Origin of the sequence: Nocardioides mesophilus (assembly GCF_014395785.1) — a bacterium.
Taxonomy (GTDB): domain Bacteria; phylum Actinomycetota; class Actinomycetes; order Propionibacteriales; family Nocardioidaceae; genus Nocardioides_B; species Nocardioides_B mesophilus.
On sequence record NZ_CP060713.1, the window covers coordinates 3,550,292 to 3,570,424 of the forward strand.

The window sequence follows — 20,133 nt, forward strand, 5'->3', positions numbered from 1 at the left end:
ACCCCGGGCTCAGCCGGAGACGCCCACCTGCTCACGCTCGAACCACTCGACGGTCGCGCGGACGCCGTCCTCCAGCAATACCGGCTCCACGTCGGGGAAGAGCGCTCGCAGCCGGGTCGGGTCGGCCTGCGAGTGCGGCACGTCGCCCTCCCGCGTCGGCAGGTCCTCACGCGCGAGCTCGCGGCCCAGGATCCGCTCGAGCAGCGCGACGAGCTCGTTCAACGACGTACGGCCCCGAAGGCGAGGTTGACGGGCCGGTCGCTGGTCACGCCCCGCTCCACGGCGTCGGCGATCACCCGGACGACGCTGCCCACGTAGGTGAAGTCCCGGGTCTGCTCTCCGCCGCCCTGCACCGGCAACGGACGACCGGCCAGGGCCGCGTCGACGAAGGCGGGGATGACCGCGGCGTAGGCGTGGCCGGCCGGCTGCAACGGCCCGAAGACGTTGAAGAACCGGAACGGCAGCACGTCGAGGCCGTAGCAGTGGTGGTAGGCGATGGCGTAGGCCTCGGTGGCGAGCTTGCTGACGGCGTAGGGAGACAGTGGCGCGGTCGGCATGTCCTCCTGCTTGGGCATCACCGCACTGGCGCCGTAGACCGAGGACGACGAGGCGAGCACGACCTGGCGGACGCCGGCGCGCCGCGAGGCCTCCAGAACCTCCAGCGTCCCGGTCGCGTTCGCGTGGTGGCTGGCCAGCGGGTTCGCGACCGAGCGTGGTACCGACGGGATCGCCGCGAGGTGCACGACGACGTCCGCGCCTCCGAGCGCCGTGTCCAGCATCGGACGGTCGAGGATGCTCGCCTCGAGGAACTCCACGTCGCACCCGGACAGGTTCGCCAGCCGACCGCTGGACAGGTCGTCGATCACGACGACTTTGGCGCCGCGCTCGCGCAGCGTCCTCGCAAGATGTGCGCCGATGAACCCGGCGCCCCCGGTAACCACAGCTCGCATGTTCACCCGCCGATCCCACTACGGAACTGGCTAGCAGCGAGAGACACGTCTGGGCCATCTTTGCAGCCACTGGTTCCGTCAGTCGTCGCCGGAGACCTAGCCTCGCTGTGAGATCAGCCGGGGGGGTTGACGATGTCTGACGCCGTCGCGAAGACCGCACGGGGGGCGAGCCGCCGAACGTCGCACCGGGGCGCGCAATCTTCACGTCCCGGAGGCGACCGGAGGAGAGCCCGATGCGGGTGATGCATGTGATCGACAGCCTGGGAGCGGGCGGGGCCGAGCAGTCGCTCTTCGAGCTGCTCCCGGGCCTGCGCGCGGCCGGCGTGGAGAGCTCGGTGGTGTGCCTGATCAGGAGGACCGCCGGCGTGCACGACGCGGTCGTCGAAGCGGGTTACCCCGTGCTGGTCGTCGGGGCCGACCGGATCCGGGCCGTGCGAGCGATCCGCCGGGAGATCCGGCGCCGTCGCCCGGACATCGTGCACACCTCGGTCTACGAGGCCGACGTGCTCGGCCGGCTGGCGGCAGCCGGCACGCCGGCCAAGGTGCTGACCAGCCTGGTGAACACCTACGGCTCGATCCGCCTCGCCGACCCGAGCATCGACCGGCGCAAGCTGGCCGCGGCCCGTGCCGTGGAGGGCTTCACCGCCCGCCACCTCACCGACCGCTTCCACGCCGTCTCCGCGACGGTCAAGGCCTCCGCCGTCACGGAGCTGCGCATCGACCCGGCTGCAGTGACCGTGGTCGAGCGCGGTCGCAACCTGAGCCGGCTCGGCGAGGCGACGCCGGCACGCCGAGCAGCCGTGCGAGGGCAGCTCGGGCTGCCGGAGAACGCCGAGGTGGTCCTGCACGTCGGGCGCCAGGATCCACGCAAAGGCCTGCTGACCCTGCTGGAGGCGATGATCGAGCTGGCCCGAGAGCGTCCGCGGCTGGTGCTGCTGCAGGCCGGACGCGAGGGAGCGGCGACTGACGTCCTGCTGCAGCTGGCCGGCTCGTCCGGCGTCGCGGACCGGCTGCGCTTCCTCGGCCACCGCACCGACATCGGCTCCCTGCTGGCGGCTGCGGACGTCTTCGCGTTTCCCTCGGTCTCCGAGGGGGGCGGCGGGAGCCTGCTCGAGGCGATGGCGATGAGCGTCCCGGCCGTGACCACCGACATCGCCGCGATGCTCGACGTCACCGACGGCGGCGAGGGCGTGGCGCTCGTGCCGGTCGGCGACGCGGCCGCGCTGGCCCGGGCGGTCGGCGACTACCTCGACGACCCCGCACGCGCGGCGGAGCAGGCAGCGCGCGCCCACAAGCTTTTCCTGGACCGGTTCACGCTCGAGCGGAGCGTGGCCGGGATGGTGCAGCTGTTCCGCGACCTCGCGGCTGAAGGGAGCCACTGATGTGCGGCATTGTCGGGTACGTCGGCCGGAGGCCGGTCACACCGCTCCTGCTGGAGGGGCTGGGTCGCCTGGAGTACCGCGGCTACGACTCCGCCGGGGTCGCGGTGCTCGAGCAGGACGGTGCGGAGCCCGCCAGCCTGCTGGTGCACAAGGTGGCCGGGCGGGTGCGTGACCTCGCCGCAGCACTGCCGGTGCCCGCCGGGCCCGCGGACCAGGACACCGCCGACGCCGCCGGGTCCTGCCGCGTCGGCATCGGCCACACCCGGTGGGCCACGCACGGCGCACCCACCGACGCGAACGCGCACCCGCACGTCAGCCACGACGGTCACGTCGCGGTGGTGCACAACGGCATCGTGGACAACGCCGCCGCGCTGCGCGCCGAGCTGCAGGCGGCCGGCGTGGAGCTCCGGTCCGAGACCGACACCGAGGTGCTGGCCCATCTCGTCGCGCAGTGCCACACGGGCTCGCTGGAGGAGGCCGTGCTGGAGGCGCTGTCCCGCGTGCAGGGCACTTACGGCCTGGCGGTCATCGACGTCCGGCACCCGGACCGCCTCGTCGTCGCCCGCAACGGCAGCCCGCTGATCATCGGCATCGGCGACGGCGAGATGCACGTGGCCAGCGACGTCTCCGCCTTGGTGCGCTACACCCGGCAGGTCGTGCACGTCGACGACGGCGAGCTCGCGACGCTGACCGCCGACGGCTTCCGCACCTTCACCCGCGACGTGCCCTCCACCGGCAAGCAGGCGGTGACCGTCGAGTGGGAGGACGTCGACTTCGACCAGGGCGACCACGACCACTTCATGGTCAAGGAGATCCACGAGCAGCCCGAGGCGGTACGGCGCTGCCTGCGCGGACGTCTCGACGAACGCTTCCACACCGCCCACCTCGGCGGCCTCGAGCTCGACGCCCGGGAGATGCGGGCGATCCGGAGGGTGAAGATCCTCGGTTGCGGCTCCGCCTACTACGCCGGCCAGCTCGGCGCGCAGCTCATCGAGGAGGTGGCGCGGATCCCCGCGGACGCCGAGCCGGCCTCGGAGTTCCGCTACCGCAACCCGGTGATCGACCCCGAGACGCTCTACGTCGCGGTGAGCCAGTCCGGCGAGACCTACGACACCCTGGCCGCGGTCCAGGAGATCAAGCGCAAGGGCGGCCGGGTGATCGGCCTGGTGAACGTGGTCGGTTCGACGATCGCCCGCGAGTGCTGCGGAGGGATCTACCTGCACGCCGGTCCGGAGGTGGCGGTCGCCTCCACCAAGGCGCTGACCAACATGAGCGTGGGTTTCGCCCTGCTGGGCATCCACCTGGGACGGATCCGGGACCTGTCGCCGGCGAACGGGCAGCGGCTCCTCGACGGGCTCGCGGCGCTGCCCGCGCAGATCGAGGAGGTCTTCGAGAGCCGGCCCAAGATCGCCGACGCGGCCGGCTGGCTGGCCACCGCCTCCAGCCTTTTCTTCGTGGGCCGGGTGCGGGGCTTCCCGGTGGCCCGGGAGGGCGCGCAGAAGCTCAAGGAGGTCTCCTACCTGCACGCGGAGGCCTACCAGACCTCCGAGCTCAAGCACGGCCCGCTGGCGCTGATCTCCCCGGAGCTGCCGACGGTGGCGATCGTGCCCGACGACGAGCTGCTCGACCGCAATCTGACCGCGCTGCACGAGATCGGGGCGCGCTCGGGACCGTTGATGGTGATCACCCACCAGGGCGTCGACGTGGGAGAGCTGGCGACCAGCGTCATCGAGGTGCCTCGCAACGAGCCGGAGCTCGACCCGATCCTGCTGACCATCCCGCTGCAGCTGCTCGCCTACGAGGTCTCGGTGCAGCTCGGTCGCGACATCGACAAGCCGCGCAACCTGGCCAAGAGCGTCACCGTGGAGTGAGCCGCGTGGGCCGCCGGGCGAGGTGGCGGCACGTGAAGTCATCGGTGGCAACGGCGATTGGGCAAGGATTCCGTTCCGTAGCCCGCGAGGGACTACCGAATCAGTTGCAGTCTGGTTAGGCTCGGGCTCGCCGGGACGCCCGGCCGAGACGACGTACGAGCAGGGGACGGAGCGCCATGAGCAAGCAGTTCCACAACATCATCGCCGGCGAGAAGGTGGCTGCCGCCTCCGGCGAGACCTACGACGTGGTGAACCCGGCCACCGGCGAGGTCTACGCCCAGGCACCGCACTCGTCGGCCGAGGACGTGGACCGCGCCATGCGGGCCGCCGACAAGGCCTTCGAGACCTGGGGCGAGTCGACCCCCTCCGAGCGGCAGCAGGCGATGCTGAAGCTTGCCGACGCGCTGGAGAAGCGGGCCGACGAGTTCGTCGCCGCCGAGTGCGAGAACACCGGCAAGCCGATCACGCTGACCGCCGAGGAGGAGCTGCCGCCCTCGGTCGACGAGCTGCGCTTCTTCGCCGGGGCCGCCCGGGTGCTCGAGGGCCGTTCGGCCGGGGAGTACATGAAGGACCACACCTCGATGGTCCGGCGGGAGCCGATCGGCGTGGTCGGGCAGGTGACGCCGTGGAACTACCCGCTGATGATGATGATCTGGAAGATCGCCCCGGCGCTGGCGGCGGGCAACTGCGTGGTGCTCAAGCCCTCCGACACCACGCCGGCCTCCACGACGCTGTTCGCCGAGATGGCGCAGGAGTTCTTCCCGCCGGGCGTCTTCAACGTGATCTGCGGGGACCGGGACACCGGCCGGGCGATCGTGGAGCACGAGATCCCCGAGATGGTCTCGATCACCGGCTCGGTCCGGGCCGGCATGGAGGTCGCCGGGTCGGCGGCCGCCCAGCTGAAGCGCACCCACCTCGAGCTCGGTGGCAAGGCCCCGGTGATCGTCTTCGACGACGCCGACGTCGAGAAGGCCGCCGAGGCGATCGCGATGGCCGGCTACTTCAACGCCGGCCAGGACTGCACGGCCGCGACCCGGGTGCTGGCCGCGCCGGGGGTGCACGACGAGTTCGTCGCGGCGCTCACCGAGCAGGCCCGCAACACGAGGACCGGGGCGCCCGACGACCCGGACATCCTCTACGGCGCGCTCAACAACGCCAACCAGCTCTCCCGGGTCAGTGGCATGGTCGAGCGGCTGCCCGACCACGCCCAGGTCGAGATCGGCGGCTCCCGGCAGGGGGAGCGGGGGTTCTTCTTCGAGCCCACCGTCGTCTCCGGCCTGCTCCAGGACGACGAGGCCAGCCAGGAGGAGATCTTCGGCCCGGTGATCACGGTGCAGAAGTTCGACGACGAGGGGGAGGCGCTGCGCTGGGCCAACGGCGTGAAGTACGGTCTCGCCTCCTCGGTGTGGACCCGCGACCACGCCCGCGCCCTGCGGGTCTCCAAGCGGCTCAACTTCGGCGTGGTGTGGATCAACACGCACATCCCGTTCGTCTCCGAGATGCCGCACGGCGGCTTCAAGTACTCCGGTCACGGCAAGGACCTCTCCCTCTACAGCCTCGAGGACTACACGCGCATCAAGCACGTGATGTCCTACATCGGGGAGTGACCGCGTGAGGATCCTGCTGGTCGGGGCCGGCGGCGTCGGCTCCGCGTTCGTCGCGATCGCGGCGCGCCGCGACTTCTTCGAGCACGTCGTCGTGGCCGACTACGACCTCGCCCGCGCCGAGCGGGCGGTGGACGCGCAGGGCGGGGACGTCCGGTTCCGGGCCGCCCGGGTCGACGCGTCCTCGGCCGACTCGGTCGCCGCGCTGGTGCGCGAGCACGGCTGCACGCACGTCATGAACGCGGTCGACCCACGGTTCGTCATGCCGATCTTCGAGGGTGCGTTCGCGGCCGGGGCGGACTACCTCGACATGGCGATGAGCCTGTCCCGGCCGCACCCGGAGGCGCCGTACTCCCGGGTCGGGGTCAAGCTCGGCGACGAGCAGTTCGCCGTGGCGGGGGAGTGGGAGGCGGCCGGGCGGCTCGCGCTGTGCGGCATCGGCGTGGAGCCGGGGCTCTCCGACGTGTTCGCGCGCTACGCCGCCGACCACCTCTTCGCGGAGATCGACGAGCTGGGGGTGCGGGACGGGGCGAACCTGAGCGTCGACGGCTACGAGTTCGCGCCCTCGTTCTCCATCTGGACGACGATCGAGGAGTGCCTGAACCCGCCGGTGGTGTGGGAGGCGGACCGGGCGGACACGGACGGCGGATGGTTCACCACCGAGCCGTTCAGCGAGCCGGAGGTCTTCGACTTCCCCGAGGGCATCGGCCCGGTGGAGTGCGTCAACGTCGAGCACGAGGAGGTGCTCCTGATGCCGCGCTGGGTCGAGGCGAAGCGGGTGACCTTCAAGTACGGCCTGGGTGACGAGTTCATCGACGTGCTCAAGACGCTGCACAAGCTGGGCCTGGACCGCACCGACAAGGTCCGGGTCGGTGGGGTCGAGGTGTCGCCGCGCGACGTCGTCGCGGCGTGCCTGCCGGACCCGGCCGGCCTCGGCGACCGGATGCGCGGCAAGACCTGCGCCGGTCTCTGGGTGAGCGGCACCGGCAAGGACGGCGAGCCGCGCTCGACGTACCTCTACCACGTGGTCGACAACGAGTGGTCGATGCGGGAGTACGGCCACCAGTGCGTGGTCTGGCAGACCGCGGTGAACCCGGTGGTGGCGCTGGAGCTGCTCGCGAACGGCACCTGGACGGGGAGCGGGGTGCTGGGTCCGGAGGCGTTCGACGCGCGGCCGTTCCTGGACCTGCTCACCGCCTACGGCTCGCCGTGGGGGACGCAGGAGCTGCCGGTCAGCTGAACGGGTCGACCCACCAGCCGAGGCTGACCGCCCGCACCTGCGGGCGGCTCTTGTCCCAGCACGACCAGTGCGGGGTGCTGCCCGGTCCGGACTCCCAGCTGAGCACGTAGCTGCGGAAGTTGCCGCCGGCGTACTCGTTGCAGGCCTCGTTGGCGGCGGTCCGCAGCGCGGGGGTCACCGGCGGACCGTAGAAGTAGATCGCGAAGCCCACGAACACCGCGACGACGACGAACAGCGACCGGACGCTGCGCATCGACAGTCCGTGCTGTCCCGTTGCGGACACTCCCATGCGGGCACCTCCCGAGGGAACTGTAGGGATGCCGCAGTGTTTTTCGCCGGGAAACGCCCGAGTCGCTCAGGCGGTGGCCTCGAACGCCTCGGCGAGCACGTCGAAGGCCTCCTCGAGCAAGGCGTCGGGCATCACCAGCGGCGGCAGGAAGCGCAGCACGTTGCCGTAGGTGCCGCAGGTCAGCGTGACCACGCCCTGGCTGTGGCAGTAGGCGGAGAGCGCGCCGGCACGAACGGGGTCAGGGAGTCGCCCGTCCGCGCCGACGATCTCGACGGCCACCATGGCCCCCCGGCCCCGGACGTCCCCGATGCAGGGGTGTGCCTTCGCCAGGCCGTCGAGTCTGTGGGTCATCACCGCGCCGAGGCGGCGGGCGGCGGCGGAGAGGTCGTGGGTCTCCATCGCCTCCATCGCGCCGAGCGCCGCGGCGCAGGCCACCGGGTTGCCGCCGTACGTGCCGCCCAGGCCGCCCGCGTGCACGGCGTCCATGATCTCCGCGGTGCCGGTGACCGCGGCCAGCGGGAAGCCGCCGGCGATGCCCTTGGCGAGGGTGAGGAGGTCGGGGACCACGCCCTCGTGGTCGACGGCGAACCAGTCGCCGGTGCGGCAGAAGCCGGTCTGGATCTCGTCGGCGACGAAGACGATGCCGTTGGCGGAGGTCCACTCCTTGAGCCGCGGCAGGAAGCCGTCGGCGGGGACCACGAAGCCGCCCTCGCCCTGGATCGGCTCGATGACGATGCAGGCCAGGTTGGCGGCACCGACCTGCTTCTCGAGCAGGTCGATGGCCCGGTCCGCCGCGCCGACGCCGTCGATCTCCGCGGGCTCGCGGAAGGGGTAGGACATCGGTGCCCGGTAGACCTCGTTGGCGAACGGCCCGAAGCCCTGCTTGTAGGGCATGTTCTTCGAGGTCATCGCCATCGTGAGGTTGGTGCGACCGTGGTAGGCGTGGTCGAACACCGCGACAGCGGTCCGGCCGGTGGCCGCGCGGGCGATCTTGACGGCGTTCTCGACCGCCTCGGCGCCGGAGTTGAACAGCGCCGACTTCTTCGCGTGGGTGCCGGGGGTGAGCTCGGCGAGCTTCGCGCAGACGTCGACGTAGCCGTCGTAGGGGGTGACCATGAAGCAGGTGTGCGTGAAGGCCGCGGTCTGGGCCACCACCCGCTCGACGACCTCGGGAGCGGCGTTGCCCACGCCGGTCACCGCGATGCCGGAGGCCAGGTCGATCAGCGAGTTGCCGTCGGCGTCGACGAGCACGCCCCCTCCCGCGCGCTCGACGAACACCGGCAGCGTGGTCCCGACCCCGGCGGCCACCAGCTGCTGGCGGCGGGCGAACTTCTCCAGGGAACGGGGCCCCGGTACGGCGGTGACGAGGCGGCGCTCCTGGGGCAGTCCCGGCCCTCCGGCGCCGCCGGTGGCGGCCTCATGCGTCATGGGCTCACCCTACGACGCTGTCCCGGGGATGGCTACGGATCGCCGGGGCGAGGAGGAGTCGGACCGCGGAAACCGGAGGTGGCTCCGGCTCGGACGCGAGGAATCCGTGGCACAGGCAGGGATCAGGCAGGATGGAGGCATGTCTGTGCCTCGACGAGACGTCGTCATCCTCGGCTCCACGGGGTCCATCGGGACCCAGGCGCTGGAGCTGGTCCGCGCGCACCCCGACCGGTTCCGCGTCGTCGGGCTCACCGCGGGCGGCTCGGATCCCGACGCGTTCGGGCGTCAGGTGCAGGAGTTCGCGCCGCGCTTCGCCGAGCTCGGCGAGGAGGCCTCGTGCGCGGCCGCCGCCCTGGAGTGCGACGTGGTGCTCAACGGCATCAGCGGCGCGGTCGGGCTGCGACCGACGATGGCGGCCCTGGAGGCCGGCAACACGCTGGCGCTGGCGAACAAGGAGTCGCTGATCATCGGCGGGCTGGTGGTGCTCTCCCGCGCGAAGCCCGGGCAGATCGTTCCCGTCGACTCCGAGCACAGCGCGCTGGCCCAGTGCCTGCGCGCCGGTCGTCGCGACGAGGTACGCCGGCTCGTGCTGACCGCCAGCGGCGGGCCGTTCCGGGGCCGCAGCCGCGACGAGCTGCACGACGTGACGCCGCAGCAGGCGCTGGCCCACCCCACCTGGGCGATGGGCCCGTTGGTCACCGTCAACTCCGCCACCCTGGTCAACAAGGGGCTGGAGGTGATCGAGGCACACCTGCTCTTCGACATCCCCTTCGAGCGGATCGACGTCGTGGTGCACCCGACCTCGGTGGTGCACTCGATGGTGGAGTTCCACGACGGCTCGACGATGGCGCAGGCGTCGCCGCCCTCCATGATGCTGCCGATCGCGCTGGGGCTGGGCTGGCCGGAGCGGCTCCCGGACGCGGCGCCCGGGATGGACTGGAGCCGGCCGGAGACCTGGCAGTTCTTCCCGCTCGACGACGAGGCCTTCCCGGCGGTCCGGCTGGCCCGTCGGGCGGGCGAGGCCGGCGGCACGGCCCCCGCGGTCTACAACGGCGCCAACGAGGTGTGCGTCCAGGCGTTCCTCGACGGTGAGATCCGGTTCACCGACATCGTGCCGACGGTCGAGCGGGTTCTGCTTCGTGCCGCCGAGCGCGACGACGTACCCTCGAACCTGACGGACCTGACCGTCGACGACGTCCTCGAGGCCGACGCCTGGGCCCGCTCCGAGGCCGGCGCACTCCGATGAGGGAACGAAGGAAAGCTGAGACATGCTGACGGTGCTCGCCTACACGCTCGGCGTGCTGCTGTTCGTGCTCGGTGTGGCCGCCTCCATCGGTCTGCACGAGATCGGCCACCTGGTGCCGGCCAAGAAGTTCGGCGTGAAGGTGACGCAGTACTTCGTCGGCTTCGGCAGGACGGTGTGGTCGACGCGGCGCGGCGAGACCGAGTACGGCGTCAAGGCGATCCCGCTGGGCGGCTACGTCAAGCTCGTCGGGATGCTGCCGCCCGAGCCGGGCCAGGCCGACACCGGCCGGCTGCGCAAGTCCAACACCGGGATGTTCACCCAGCTGATCTCCGACGCCCGCGCCTCGGAGTACGAGCTCGTCGAGGACGGCGACCACGACCGGCTGTTCTACAAGCTGCCGTGGTGGAAGAAGGTCATCGTGATGGCCGGCGGCCCGACGGTGAACCTGGTGCTGGCCTTCCTGCTCTTCGGCGCGGTCTTCATGATCCACGGCGCGCAGCAGACGACCACCACGATCGACACCGTCTCCGACTGCGTCATCGCGGCGACCCCGCAGAACGTCAGCCAGGCCCAGCGCGCCTGCACCGACCAGGACCCGGTGGCCCCCGCGAAGAAGGCGGGGCTGCGGCAGGGGGACCAGGTGGTCTCCTTCAACGGCACCCCGGTGACCTCGTGGGACCAGTTCAGCTCGCTGATCCGCGCCAACGACAACGGCGCGGCCACCATCGTCGTCGAGCGGGACGGCCAGCAGGTCACCACGACCACGAACACCACGGTCTCCGCCCGCCCGGGTGAGGGCGACCCCGCCAAGATCGTGCAGGCGGGGTTCCTCGGCGTGGTGCCGAAGGTCGTCCTCGAGCGCCAGGGACCGGTCTTCGTCATCACGACCATGGGCGACTACACCTGGGAGACGGTGAAGGCGCTCGGCCAGCTGCCGGTGAAGCTGTGGGGAGTCGGTCGGGCGGCGCTCGGTCTCCAGGAGCGGGCGCAGGACAGCCCGATGAGCGTGGTCGGCGCCAGCCGGGTGGCCGGTGAGGTGGCCTCGACGGACGGCATCCCGGCGGCCAACAAGTTCTTCGGGCTGCTCACCCTGCTCGGCGGCATCAACCTGTTCGTCGGCATGTTCAACTTCGTGCCGCTGCTGCCCCTCGACGGCGGCCACATCGCCGGGGCGCTCTACGAGGCCGCCCGCCGCGGCCTCGCCCGGTTGTTCCGGCGCCCCGACCCCGGCTACTTCGACACCGCCAAGCTGCTGCCGGTGGCCTACGTGATGGCGAGCGTCATCCTGGTGATGAGCGTCGTGCTGATCTACGCCGACATCGTCGCCCCGGTCCGGCTCGGCTAGTGCCGTCCCCGACCTCCAGCACCCAGCACCCACCGGTCGCCGTCGGCGGCCAGAGAAGGAAAGGCTCTCGATGACCTCGATCGACCTGGGGATGCCAGCCGCACCGCCTCCGGTGCTGGCGCCGCGGCGCAAGAGCCGCCAGATCAAGGTCGGCAAGGTGCTGGTCGGCGGCGACGCCCCGATCTCGGTGCAGTCGATGACCACCACGCTGACCTCGGACGTGAACACGACGCTGCAGCAGATCGCCGAGCTCACCGCCTCAGGTTGCGACATCGTCCGGGTCGCCTGCCCGTCGCAGGACGACGCGGACGCCCTCGCCGAGATCGCGCAGCACTCCCAGATCCCGGTGATCGCCGACATCCACTTCCAGCCGAAGTACGTCTACGCCGCGATCGACGCCGGTTGCGCCGCCGTCCGCGTGAACCCCGGCAACATCCGCAAGTTCGACGACCAGGTCAAGCAGATCGCCGCGGCCGCCAAGGATCGCGGCACCTCGATCCGGATCGGCGTCAACGCCGGCTCCCTGGACCCGCGGCTGCTGGAGAAGTACGGCAAGGCGACCCCGGAGGCCCTCGTGGAGTCCGCGGTGTGGGAGGCGTCGCTGTTCGAGGAGCACGACTTCCACGACTTCAAGATCTCGGTCAAGCACAACGACCCGGTGGTGATGGTGCAGACCTACGAGATGCTCGCCGAGCGCGGCGACTGGCCGCTGCACCTCGGCGTCACCGAGGCGGGCCCGGCGTTCCAGGGCACGATCAAGTCCTCGGTCGCCTTCGGCGCGCTGCTGTCGCGGGGCATCGGGGACACGATCCGGGTCTCGCTCTCGGCTCCTCCGGTGGAGGAGGTCAAGGTCGGCCTGCAGATCCTGGAGTCGCTGAACCTGCGCCCGCGCCGGCTCGAGATCGTCTCCTGCCCCTCGTGCGGGCGCGCCCAGGTCGACGTCTACAAGCTCGCCGACGAGGTGACCGCGGGGCTCGAGGGCCTCGAGGTGCCGCTGCGCGTGGCCGTCATGGGCTGCGTGGTGAACGGTCCCGGGGAGGCCCGCGAGGCGGACCTCGGCGTGGCCTCCGGCAACGGCAAGGGCCAGATCTTCGTCAAGGGCGAGGTGATCAAGACCGTGCCGGAGTCGAAGATCGTGGAGACCCTGATCGAGGAGGCCATGCGGCTCGCCGAGGCGATGGGGGAGCCGGTCGACGGCCAGGGCGGTGGGGCCACGGTCTCGGTCAGCTGATCGCGCCGGGCCAGGCCCCGGGTCGCGTAGGCTCGCGGCGTGCTCCGGACCCTCGACGGCCTACGGCTGCTCGGCCCCTCCGACCTCCCCGCGATGTTGGAGCTGACGGCGCGCGACCCGGTCGTCAACGTCTTCGCTGAGTACCGCTCCCGGCTGACCCGGCTGGACCCCCGCTGGCTCGGCGGTGAGGTGTGGGGCTACTACCAGGACGGCGAGCTGGTCTCGGCGTGCCACTCCGCCGCCAACCTGGTCCCGGTCGAGGCCACCCCGGCGGCGGTCGAGGCGTTCGCGCTGCGCGCCGGCGAGCAATCGCGGCGCTGCGCGACGATCGTCGGCCCCGCCGCGGACGTCGAGGCGATGTGGCGGATGCTCGAGCCGGTCTGGGGCCCTGCGCGGGAGCACCGGCCGCGGCAGTTCCACATGCAGATCGAGGGCCCGGCGGCGATCCCGCCCGACGCCGCCGTACGCCGGACCACCTCCGACGACCTCGACGCCCTCTACCCGGCCTGCGTGGCGATGTACACCGAGGAGGTCGGGGTCTCCCCGGAGCTGGGCGGCGGGGCCAACCTCTACCGCGCCCGCGTCGCGCAGCTGATCTCCAAGGGCTGGTCGTTCGCCCGGCTCGACGAGGGGCGCGTGGTGTTCAAGGCGGAGATCGCCGCCGCGACTCCTCACGCCTGCCAGATCCAGGGCGTGTACGTCGCACCCGACCGGCGCGGGCAGGGGCTCGCCGCCGCCGGGATGGCCGCGGTCGCCGAGATCGCCCGGCGCGAGGTGGCTCCGGTGGTCTCGCTCTACACCAACGACTTCAACGTCGCGGCCTGGCGGGCCTACGAGCGCGCCGGCTTCACCACGACCGGGCTGTTCAGCACGATCATGTTCTGAGCCGCCCCGAGGTGCCCGGTGGAATCTGGTGTGCGGCCGGCCGACACCGGCGGTTAGCCTTGCCCGCATGATCCTGCGGATGTCCAGCCTGTTCCTGCGCACGCTCCGCGACGATCCGGTGGACGCGGAGGTGCCGAGCCACCGGCTGCTCGTCCGTGCCGGCTACATCCGCCGTGCCGCTCCGGGCATCTACTCGTGGCTGCCGCTCGGGCTGCGGGTGCTGCGCCGGATCGAGGGCATCGTGCGCGAGGAGATGGACGCCATGGGCGCCCAGGAGCTCCAGTTCCCCGCGTTGCTGCCGCGCGAGCCCTACGAGGCCAGCGGCCGCTGGACCGAGTACGGCGACGGCATCTTCCGCCTCAAGGACCGCAAGGGCGGCGACTACCTGCTCGGCCCCACCCACGAGGAGCTCTTCACGCTGGTGGTGAAGGACCTCTACTCCTCCTACAAGGACCTTCCGGTCTGGCTCTACCAGATCCAGACCAAGTACCGCGACGAGGCGCGCCCCCGGGCCGGCCTGCTGCGCGGCCGCGAGTTCATCATGAAGGACTCCTACTCCTTCGACAGCTCCGACGAGGGTCTGGACAAGTCCTACGCGGCGCACCGTCAGGCCTATGTCAAGATCTTCGACCGGCTCGGCTTCGACTACGTGATCGTGAAGGCGACCGCCGGAGCGATGGGCGGCTCGAAGTCCGAGGAGTTCCTCGCCACCGCCGCCAACGGCGAGGACACCTACGTCCGCTGCAGCAACTGCGACTACGCCGCCAACGTCGAGGCGGTGCAGGTCCGGGCGCCCCAGCCCCGGGCGTACGACGACGTGCCGGCCGCGCACGCCGAGCGCACGCCGGGGACGCCCACCATCGGCACCCTGGTCGACCACCTCAACGAGAAGTTCCCCCGCGAGGACCGCCCCTGGCACGCCGGCGACACCCTGAAGAACGTGCTCGTCGTGCTCCGGCACCCCGACGGCACCCGCGAGCCGGTCGCGATCGGCCTGCCCGGTGACCGCGAGGTCGACGAGAAGCGGCTCGGCGGCCAGCTCGAGCCGATCGAGGTGGAGGCCTTCGACGAGAAGGACTTCGCGGCCAACCCTCACCTGGTCAAGGGCTACATCGGCCCCGGGGTGCTGGGGGAGAAGAACCCGTCGGGGATCCGCTACCTCGTGGACCCCCGGATCGTCGAGGGCACCCGCTGGGTGACCGGCGCCGACGTCGACGGCAGCCACGTGATCGACCTGGTCGCGGGGCGGGACTTCACCCCCGACGGCACCATCGAGGCCGCCGAGGTCCGCGACGGCGACCCCTGCCCGCGCTGCGAGGGGACCCTGGAGTCCGCCCGCGGCATCGAGATGGGCCACATCTTCCAGCTCGGCCGCAAGTACGCCGAGGCGCTCGACCTGCGGGTGCTCGACGAGAACGGCAAGCTCGTCACGGTCACGATGGGCTCCTACGGCATCGGGGTCTCCCGGGCGGTCGCGGCGATCGCCGAGAACACCCACGACGACCTCGGACTGGTGTGGCCCCGCGAGGTCGCCCCCGCGGACGTCCACCTGGTGGCGACCGGCAAGGACGAGGCCGTCTACGAGGCGGCGCGCACGCTGGCCGACGAGCTGCACGCCCGGGGGCTCACCGTCCTCTACGACGACCGGCCCAAGGTGTCGCCCGGGGTGAAGTTCAAGGACGCCGAGCTGATCGGCGTCCCGACGATCGTGGTGGTCGGCAAGGGCCTCGCCGACGGGGTCGTGGAGGTCAAGGACCGGGCGAGCGGGGAGCGGGAGAACGTCGCTGTCGACGCGGCGGCGGACCGGCTGAGGGAGGTAGCGCGTGGTTGACCCGGGGGAGCCGATCGAGGCCGTCATCTTCGACTGGGGCGGCACGCTGACGCCCTGGCACACCGTCGACTTCGTCGAGGAGAGCCTGGCCCTCGCGGCCGCAGCCCTGGAGTCCGACGCATCCGCCGCGGAGACGCTGCGGCTGGCCGCCGACACGGTCTGGGGGCGTTCGCGCGACCACCACGTGAGCGCGACGATCGCCGACATCTTCGCGGAGGCCGGACTCGTCCACGACGAGGGGATGCTCACGTCGTACCGCGAGTTCTGGGAGCCGCACACGCTCACCGACCCGGACGTGCTGCCGCTGTTCAGCCGGCTGAAGGTGGACGGGCTGAAGATCGGGGTGCTGTCCAACACCGTCTGGCCGCGGGACTGGCACGAGGACTACTTCCGGCGCGACGGCGTGCTCGACATGCTGGACGGCGCCGTCTACACCAGCGAGGTGCCGTGGACCAAGCCGGCACCCGAGGCCTTCCAGGCCGCCGCGGACGCGGTCGGGGTGAGCGGGCCCGGCCGCTGCGTGTTCGTCGGTGACCGGCTCTTCGACGACATCTGGGGCGCCGGGCAGGTCGGCATGCGCACCATCCTGGTGCCGCACAGCGACATCCCGCGGGCGCAGGTCGGTCACACCGAGGGCGAGCCCGACGCGGTCGTCGAGCGGCTGGCGCACGTGTACGACGTCGTGGCGAGCTGGCGGAGCGCCGGCTGACCCACGCCGGCCAGGGCCGATCGTCCGACCTGCAGGATCCGGCATCTGCGCAAAGCCGCACAAAATTCTCCGGCGCACGTCTTCCCAGGACGACGTCGCGGAGGCAGGATCGGGCCACCGGGACACATGTTCCGGACTCGGACCCCAGATTGGACTGTGCCCGCACATGACCCGACTCCGTCTGCGCACCGCCACCCTCGCCGGCGCCGCCGCGCTCGCCCTCACCTCGCTGGTCGCCCCCGCCGGCGCCTCCGAGCCGGTGGCCGACCGCACGGCCGGCTGCTTCGACCCGGCTTCGGTCGGCGCCGGCTCCGCGGCCGCCCGTGGCGGCTTCGCCGAGCGCGACCACCGCGACATCACCGCCAAGCAGCAGGCGGCCATCGAGGCCCGCACCGCCCGCATCCTCGCCGCGAAGGGCAACGCCAAGGGCAAGCCCGGCGGCGGTGGCGGCGGCGGCACCGGCGGTGGCGGCACCGTCAGCGCCGGGAGCATCCCGGTCTACGTCCACGTCATGATGGACAAGGCCGGCAACGGCAACGTCAGCAGCACCCAGATCTCCAACCAGATCGCCGTCCTGAACAAGACCTACGGCGGCCAGGAGTCCAGCGCCGCCTCGAACACCGGGTTCACGTTCACGCTGGCCGGCACCGACCGCTTCTACAACGACCAGTGGCACGTGGACCGGCAGAGCTCGAGCTACCGCTCCCAGACCCGCCAGGGGGGCGCCGACGCGCTCAACATCTGGCTGGTCGACTTCGGCTACCTCGGCATCGCCACCTTCCCCTGGGACTACAGCCGCAACCCCGGCATCGACGGCATCCGGGTGCACTACGACTCCGTGCCCGGCGGCGGCATCGCCAACTACAACCTGGGGGAGACCGCGACCCACGAGGCCGGCCACTGGCTGGGGCTCTACCACACCTTCCAGGGCGGCTGCACGACCACGAACGACGAGGTGAGCGACACCCCGGCGCAGAGCAGCTCCACCAACGGCTGCCCGAGCGGCCGCGACTCCTGCTCGCTGCCGGGCCTCGACCCGATCCACAACTACATGGACTACAGCTACGACACCTGCTACACCGAGTTCACCGGGCAGCAGACCGTGCGCATGCAGCAGATGTACACCGCCTACCGCGCCTGAGCCTCCGCCCGGAGCTCACGGCCGGCTCGTCGATCCTCCCCGGAACACGCTTCCGGGGAGGATCTACGCATATCGCCCCTGGCCGGAGCCGCTTCTGCACAAGTCGCCGGACACACCGGCGAGGGTGCTTTACGGTGGCGCTCGGCGCCGACACGATCGGCCCAGCCGGCGCTCCGCCGGACTCGCTCTCACACCCAGGGGAAACGCATGATCCGTCTCAGGAGCGCCGCAGTCGCCGGCCTCACCGCGCTCGCGCTCACCGGCCTGATGGCCCCGGCCGAGGCGGCGCTGCCGACCTCCGAGCGCGGACCGGTCTGCGCCCCGCAGACCGCTGCCGGTGCGGCGGCCAAGGGCGACGCCCGCGCCCCCGGCGAGGTGGACCACCGCGACGTCAGCGCCACCGAGCAGCGCGCCATCGACGACCGCACCAGTGCGCTGCTGGCCAGGAAGGGCGGCGGCGGCAAGCCGCTCCAGGGGATCACGGTGCCGGTCTACGTGCACGTCATGGCGGCCGCGGACGGCACCGGCGACGTCACCGACGCCCAGGTCACCCAGCAGGTCGCGGTGCTCAACAACACCTTCGCCGGCGGTGAGTCCTCCGGGGCCGCCGACACCGGCTTCCGGTTCACCCTGGCCGGGCTCGACCGCTTCTACAACGACACCTGGCACAACGACCGCAGCAGCAGCACCTACCGCAAGGCGACCCGCCAGGGCGGCGCGGACGCGCTCAACATCTGGCTCGTCGACTTCAACTACCTCGGCGTCGCCACGTTCCCCTGGGACTTCGACAAGAAGGACGGGATCGACGGGATCCGGGTGCAGTACTCCAGCCTGCCGGGCGGCACCGAGAAGAACTACAACCTCGGTGAGACCGCGACCCACGAGGCCGGTCACTGGTTCGGGCTCTTCCACACCTTCCAGGGCGGCTGCAACGAGCCCGGCGACGAGATCAGCGACACCCCGGCGCAGTCGGTCGCGACCAACGGCTGCCCCGCCGGCCAGGACTCCTGCGTCGACCAGCCGGGCCTGGACCCGATCCACAACTACATGGACTACAGCTACGACAGCTGCTACTGGGAGTTCAGCCCGGGCCAGTCGGTCCGGATGGCCGACATGTGGACGGCCTACCGCTCCTGACGCCCGCCGACGCCCCGCCCCGGTGATCCCGGTGGCGGGGCGTCGCCACGTCCGGGGTGCGGACGCCCGTGCCGAGCTGCCTAGAGCTCGGGCACACCGGGGAAGGCGTCTGGACCGGCGCCGAAGCCCAGCCCGCGCACCGCGGCGTCCTCCAGCGCGTCGATCGCCCACTGCCGGTCCGCCCTCGCGGTGTTGCCGACCGCGACCGCGTAGGACTCCGCGCAGCGGTCCTCGATCTGCCGCGCGGCCACCCGGCACTGCTCCGCGGTCCGCGCCGGGGTCGGCACCTCGTAGCTCGGCTCCGCGGCCACCGGCTCCTCGCCGCGGTCGCGGATGATCGTGAGCAGCTGGTCGCGCCGGGCCCGGTGCGTGGCGTACGCCGCCCGCAGCGCGTCGGCGAGGACCGGCTCGCTGGTCGACGAGACCCGGCCGCCCAGGACGCCGTACACGTAGATCGCGGCGTGCTCGCCGGCCAGCGCCTGCTGCAGCGCCTGGATGGGGGTCATCTGCCGGAGCCCGGGACGGGGCCGTGGAGCAGCACGGCCTGCTGGGCGGCGGCTGCCGCCATGCTCGCCAGGACGCGCGCGAACACGCCGCTCTCGGCGGCGAAGGCGCCGCGCTTCTCGGCGGTGCTCAGCTCCTCCTCCGCCCGGGCCACGGCCAGGACGGCGCGGGAGCGCTCCGGCGGGACCCGCACCGGGGTGTCCGGGCCGGGGGAACCGGGCGACGAGCCGGGGGAGGGCGGCTGCGACGACGGCGAGGACGTCCCCGACGGTGCGGTCGGGGCTGTCGGGGACGTCGGTTCGGTCGCGGGTGAGCTGTTCGCGGCCGGCGGGGTGGCCTGCTCCAGCAGCTCCACGTGCGCGGCGTGGATGCGGCGTACGGCGTCCAGCTGTGCCGCCAGCGCCGGGAAGGCCGCTGCGGTGGCGTCGATCCGCTCCAGCATCCGCTGCTCGACGGCGAGCACGTCCGCGGCCAGCTCGACGTCCGGGTCGGCGCCCGGCTCCGGGGTCGGCCGGGGACTGAGCCGACCCGCGCGGCGTTCCGGCCGGCCGTTGTAGGGGGAGCAGCCCGCCACCCCGGCACCGACGACGGCTCCCGCGGCCAGCAGCCCGGTGCGCCGGGTCAGCAGGAGGCGTTCGGGGCGGACAGGACGGGCAGGCACCCGCCGACTCTATCCGGCAGCACGGGCCGACCGGCGGCGGAGCGGGGCCGCGGTCGTCCCGCGCCGGCCGGGCAGTGGTCCGAGTGCGGCTACCGTGGTCGGTAGAGCGTGCCGACAGCCGCCGTACCGACGCTCCGGTGGTCGGTCGGGACCCCCGTCGTGGGCTAGGGTTGGGCCGCCCACAACAGCACAGCGAGGAGGAAGCCCGTGAGTATCGAGCAGACCCGGGACCGCCTTGCGAAGGTGCTCGAGGCGCCGATGGCCGACTTCGGCCTCGACGTGGAGGCCATCGAGCTGAGCAACGCCGGCCGGCGCCGAGTGCTGCGCGTGGCGGTGGACCAGGACGGCGGCGTCACGCTCGACGACATCGCCGAGGCGACCGTGGAGGTCTCCCGGTTGCTCGACGAGTCCGACGTGATGGGCCAGCAGCCGTACCTTCTCGAGGTCACCTCCCCGGGCACCGACCGGCCGCTGACCCTGCCGCGGCACTGGCGGCGCAACCAGGGACGACTGGTCAAGGTCACCGACCACGACGGCCAGAGCGTCACCGGGCGCATCCTGCGCAGCGACGACGACACCACCACCCTCGACGTGGACGGCACCGAGCAGACACTCGCCTACGGCGACGTGGCGAAGGCCCGGGTCCAGGTCGAGCTGAACCGCAAGGAGAGCTGAGTCG

General features: G+C 71.9%; 19 protein-coding genes. 13 read left to right on the forward strand and 6 right to left on the reverse strand.

Features of this window, described 5'->3' with window-relative positions; translation table 11 throughout:
* Nucleotides 1-9: 9 nt before the first annotated feature.
* Complete coding sequence (locus tag H9L09_RS21720; RefSeq protein WP_223164101.1) at nt 10-222, reverse strand: hypothetical protein; 213 nt, start codon at nt 220-222, stop codon at nt 10-12.
* Nucleotides 219-950 (reverse strand): NAD-dependent epimerase/dehydratase family protein, encoded by a 732-nt coding sequence (locus tag H9L09_RS17070; protein ID WP_246456543.1) that lies wholly within the window; start codon nt 948-950, stop codon nt 219-221. Before H9L09_RS17070 ends, H9L09_RS21720 begins: the two co-directional genes overlap by 4 nt.
* Before the next feature lie 233 nt (nt 951-1,183).
* Here H9L09_RS17070 and H9L09_RS17075 point away from each other — a divergent pair, with 233 nt between their 5' ends.
* The 4 genes from H9L09_RS17075 (at nt 1,184) to H9L09_RS17090 (ending at nt 7,047) form a co-directional block, all read left to right on the forward strand.
* On the forward strand, nt 1,184-2,332 hold the full coding sequence (locus H9L09_RS17075) for a glycosyltransferase family 4 protein (RefSeq protein ID WP_187578030.1): 1,149 nt from the start codon (nt 1,184-1,186) through the stop codon (nt 2,330-2,332).
* A complete protein-coding gene (gene glmS / locus H9L09_RS17080) occupies nt 2,332-4,203 on the forward strand; it encodes a glutamine--fructose-6-phosphate transaminase (isomerizing) (protein ID WP_187578031.1) in 1,872 nt (623 codons plus the stop codon). The genes H9L09_RS17075 and glmS overlap by 1 nt, the downstream gene beginning before the upstream one ends.
* 176 nt (nt 4,204-4,379) lie before the next feature.
* Nucleotides 4,380-5,810, forward strand: coding sequence for a gamma-aminobutyraldehyde dehydrogenase (locus tag H9L09_RS17085; protein WP_187578032.1), 1,431 nt, complete (start codon nt 4,380-4,382; stop codon nt 5,808-5,810).
* Between the two features lie 4 nt (nt 5,811-5,814).
* The gene (locus tag H9L09_RS17090) at nt 5,815-7,047 is read left to right on the forward strand and encodes a saccharopine dehydrogenase family protein (protein ID WP_187578033.1); all 1,233 of its coding nucleotides are present in this window, start codon (nt 5,815-5,817) and stop codon (nt 7,045-7,047) included.
* Here H9L09_RS17090 and H9L09_RS17095 read toward each other — a convergent pair.
* A complete protein-coding gene (locus tag H9L09_RS17095; protein WP_187578034.1) occupies nt 7,040-7,336 on the reverse strand; it encodes a hypothetical protein in 297 nt (98 codons plus the stop codon). The genes H9L09_RS17090 and H9L09_RS17095 overlap by 8 nt on opposite strands.
* 66 nt (nt 7,337-7,402) lie before the next feature.
* Complete coding sequence (gabT, locus tag H9L09_RS17100; protein WP_187578035.1) at nt 7,403-8,764, reverse strand: 4-aminobutyrate--2-oxoglutarate transaminase; 1,362 nt, start codon at nt 8,762-8,764, stop codon at nt 7,403-7,405.
* Nucleotides 8,765-8,903: 139 nt separating this feature from the next.
* Here gabT and dxr point away from each other — a divergent pair, with 139 nt between their 5' ends.
* The 8 genes from dxr to H9L09_RS17140 all read left to right on the forward strand — a co-directional run bounded on the left by dxr (nt 8,904) and on the right by H9L09_RS17140 (nt 18,289).
* On the forward strand, nt 8,904-10,010 hold the full coding sequence (gene dxr / locus H9L09_RS17105; RefSeq protein ID WP_187578036.1) for a 1-deoxy-D-xylulose-5-phosphate reductoisomerase: 1,107 nt from the start codon (nt 8,904-8,906) through the stop codon (nt 10,008-10,010).
* A gap of 22 nt (nt 10,011-10,032) precedes the next feature.
* A complete protein-coding gene (locus H9L09_RS17110; protein ID WP_187578037.1) occupies nt 10,033-11,355 on the forward strand; it encodes a M50 family metallopeptidase in 1,323 nt (440 codons plus the stop codon).
* 70 nt (nt 11,356-11,425) lie between these two features.
* Nucleotides 11,426-12,586, forward strand: coding sequence for a flavodoxin-dependent (E)-4-hydroxy-3-methylbut-2-enyl-diphosphate synthase (ispG, locus tag H9L09_RS17115; RefSeq protein ID WP_187578038.1), 1,161 nt, complete (start codon nt 11,426-11,428; stop codon nt 12,584-12,586).
* 39 nt (nt 12,587-12,625) lie between these two features.
* On the forward strand, nt 12,626-13,471 hold the full coding sequence (locus H9L09_RS17120) for a GNAT family N-acetyltransferase (protein WP_246456083.1): 846 nt from the start codon (nt 12,626-12,628) through the stop codon (nt 13,469-13,471).
* A 67-nt stretch (nt 13,472-13,538) separates the two neighbouring features.
* Nucleotides 13,539-15,302, forward strand: coding sequence for a proline--tRNA ligase (locus H9L09_RS17125; RefSeq protein WP_187578039.1), 1,764 nt, complete (start codon nt 13,539-13,541; stop codon nt 15,300-15,302).
* The gene (locus H9L09_RS17130) at nt 15,295-16,011 is read left to right on the forward strand and encodes an HAD family hydrolase (RefSeq protein ID WP_187578040.1); all 717 of its coding nucleotides are present in this window, start codon (nt 15,295-15,297) and stop codon (nt 16,009-16,011) included. The genes H9L09_RS17125 and H9L09_RS17130 overlap by 8 nt, the downstream gene beginning before the upstream one ends.
* Nucleotides 16,012-16,177: 166 nt before the next feature.
* On the forward strand, nt 16,178-17,152 hold the full coding sequence (locus H9L09_RS17135) for a zinc metalloprotease (RefSeq protein WP_187578041.1): 975 nt from the start codon (nt 16,178-16,180) through the stop codon (nt 17,150-17,152).
* A gap of 207 nt (nt 17,153-17,359) precedes the next feature.
* Nucleotides 17,360-18,289 carry a zinc metalloprotease gene (locus H9L09_RS17140; RefSeq protein WP_187578042.1) on the forward strand — a complete coding sequence of 310 codons (930 nt, stop codon included), beginning with the start codon at nt 17,360-17,362 and terminating at the stop codon, nt 18,287-18,289.
* Nucleotides 18,290-18,369: 80 nt separating this feature from the next.
* Here the strand turns inward: H9L09_RS17140 and H9L09_RS17145 are convergent, their stop codons facing one another.
* On the reverse strand, nt 18,370-18,795 hold the full coding sequence (locus tag H9L09_RS17145; protein WP_187578043.1) for a ferritin-like domain-containing protein: 426 nt from the start codon (nt 18,793-18,795) through the stop codon (nt 18,370-18,372).
* Entirely contained in the window at nt 18,792-19,454 is a 663-nt protein-coding gene (locus tag H9L09_RS17150) for a hypothetical protein (RefSeq protein ID WP_187578044.1), read from the reverse strand. Before H9L09_RS17150 ends, H9L09_RS17145 begins: the two co-directional genes overlap by 4 nt.
* A gap of 207 nt (nt 19,455-19,661) precedes the next feature.
* Between H9L09_RS17150 and rimP the strand changes: the two genes are divergently transcribed.
* Complete coding sequence (gene rimP, locus H9L09_RS17155; protein ID WP_187578045.1) at nt 19,662-20,129, forward strand: ribosome maturation factor RimP; 468 nt, start codon at nt 19,662-19,664, stop codon at nt 20,127-20,129.
* Nucleotides 20,130-20,133: the final 4 nt, after the last annotated feature.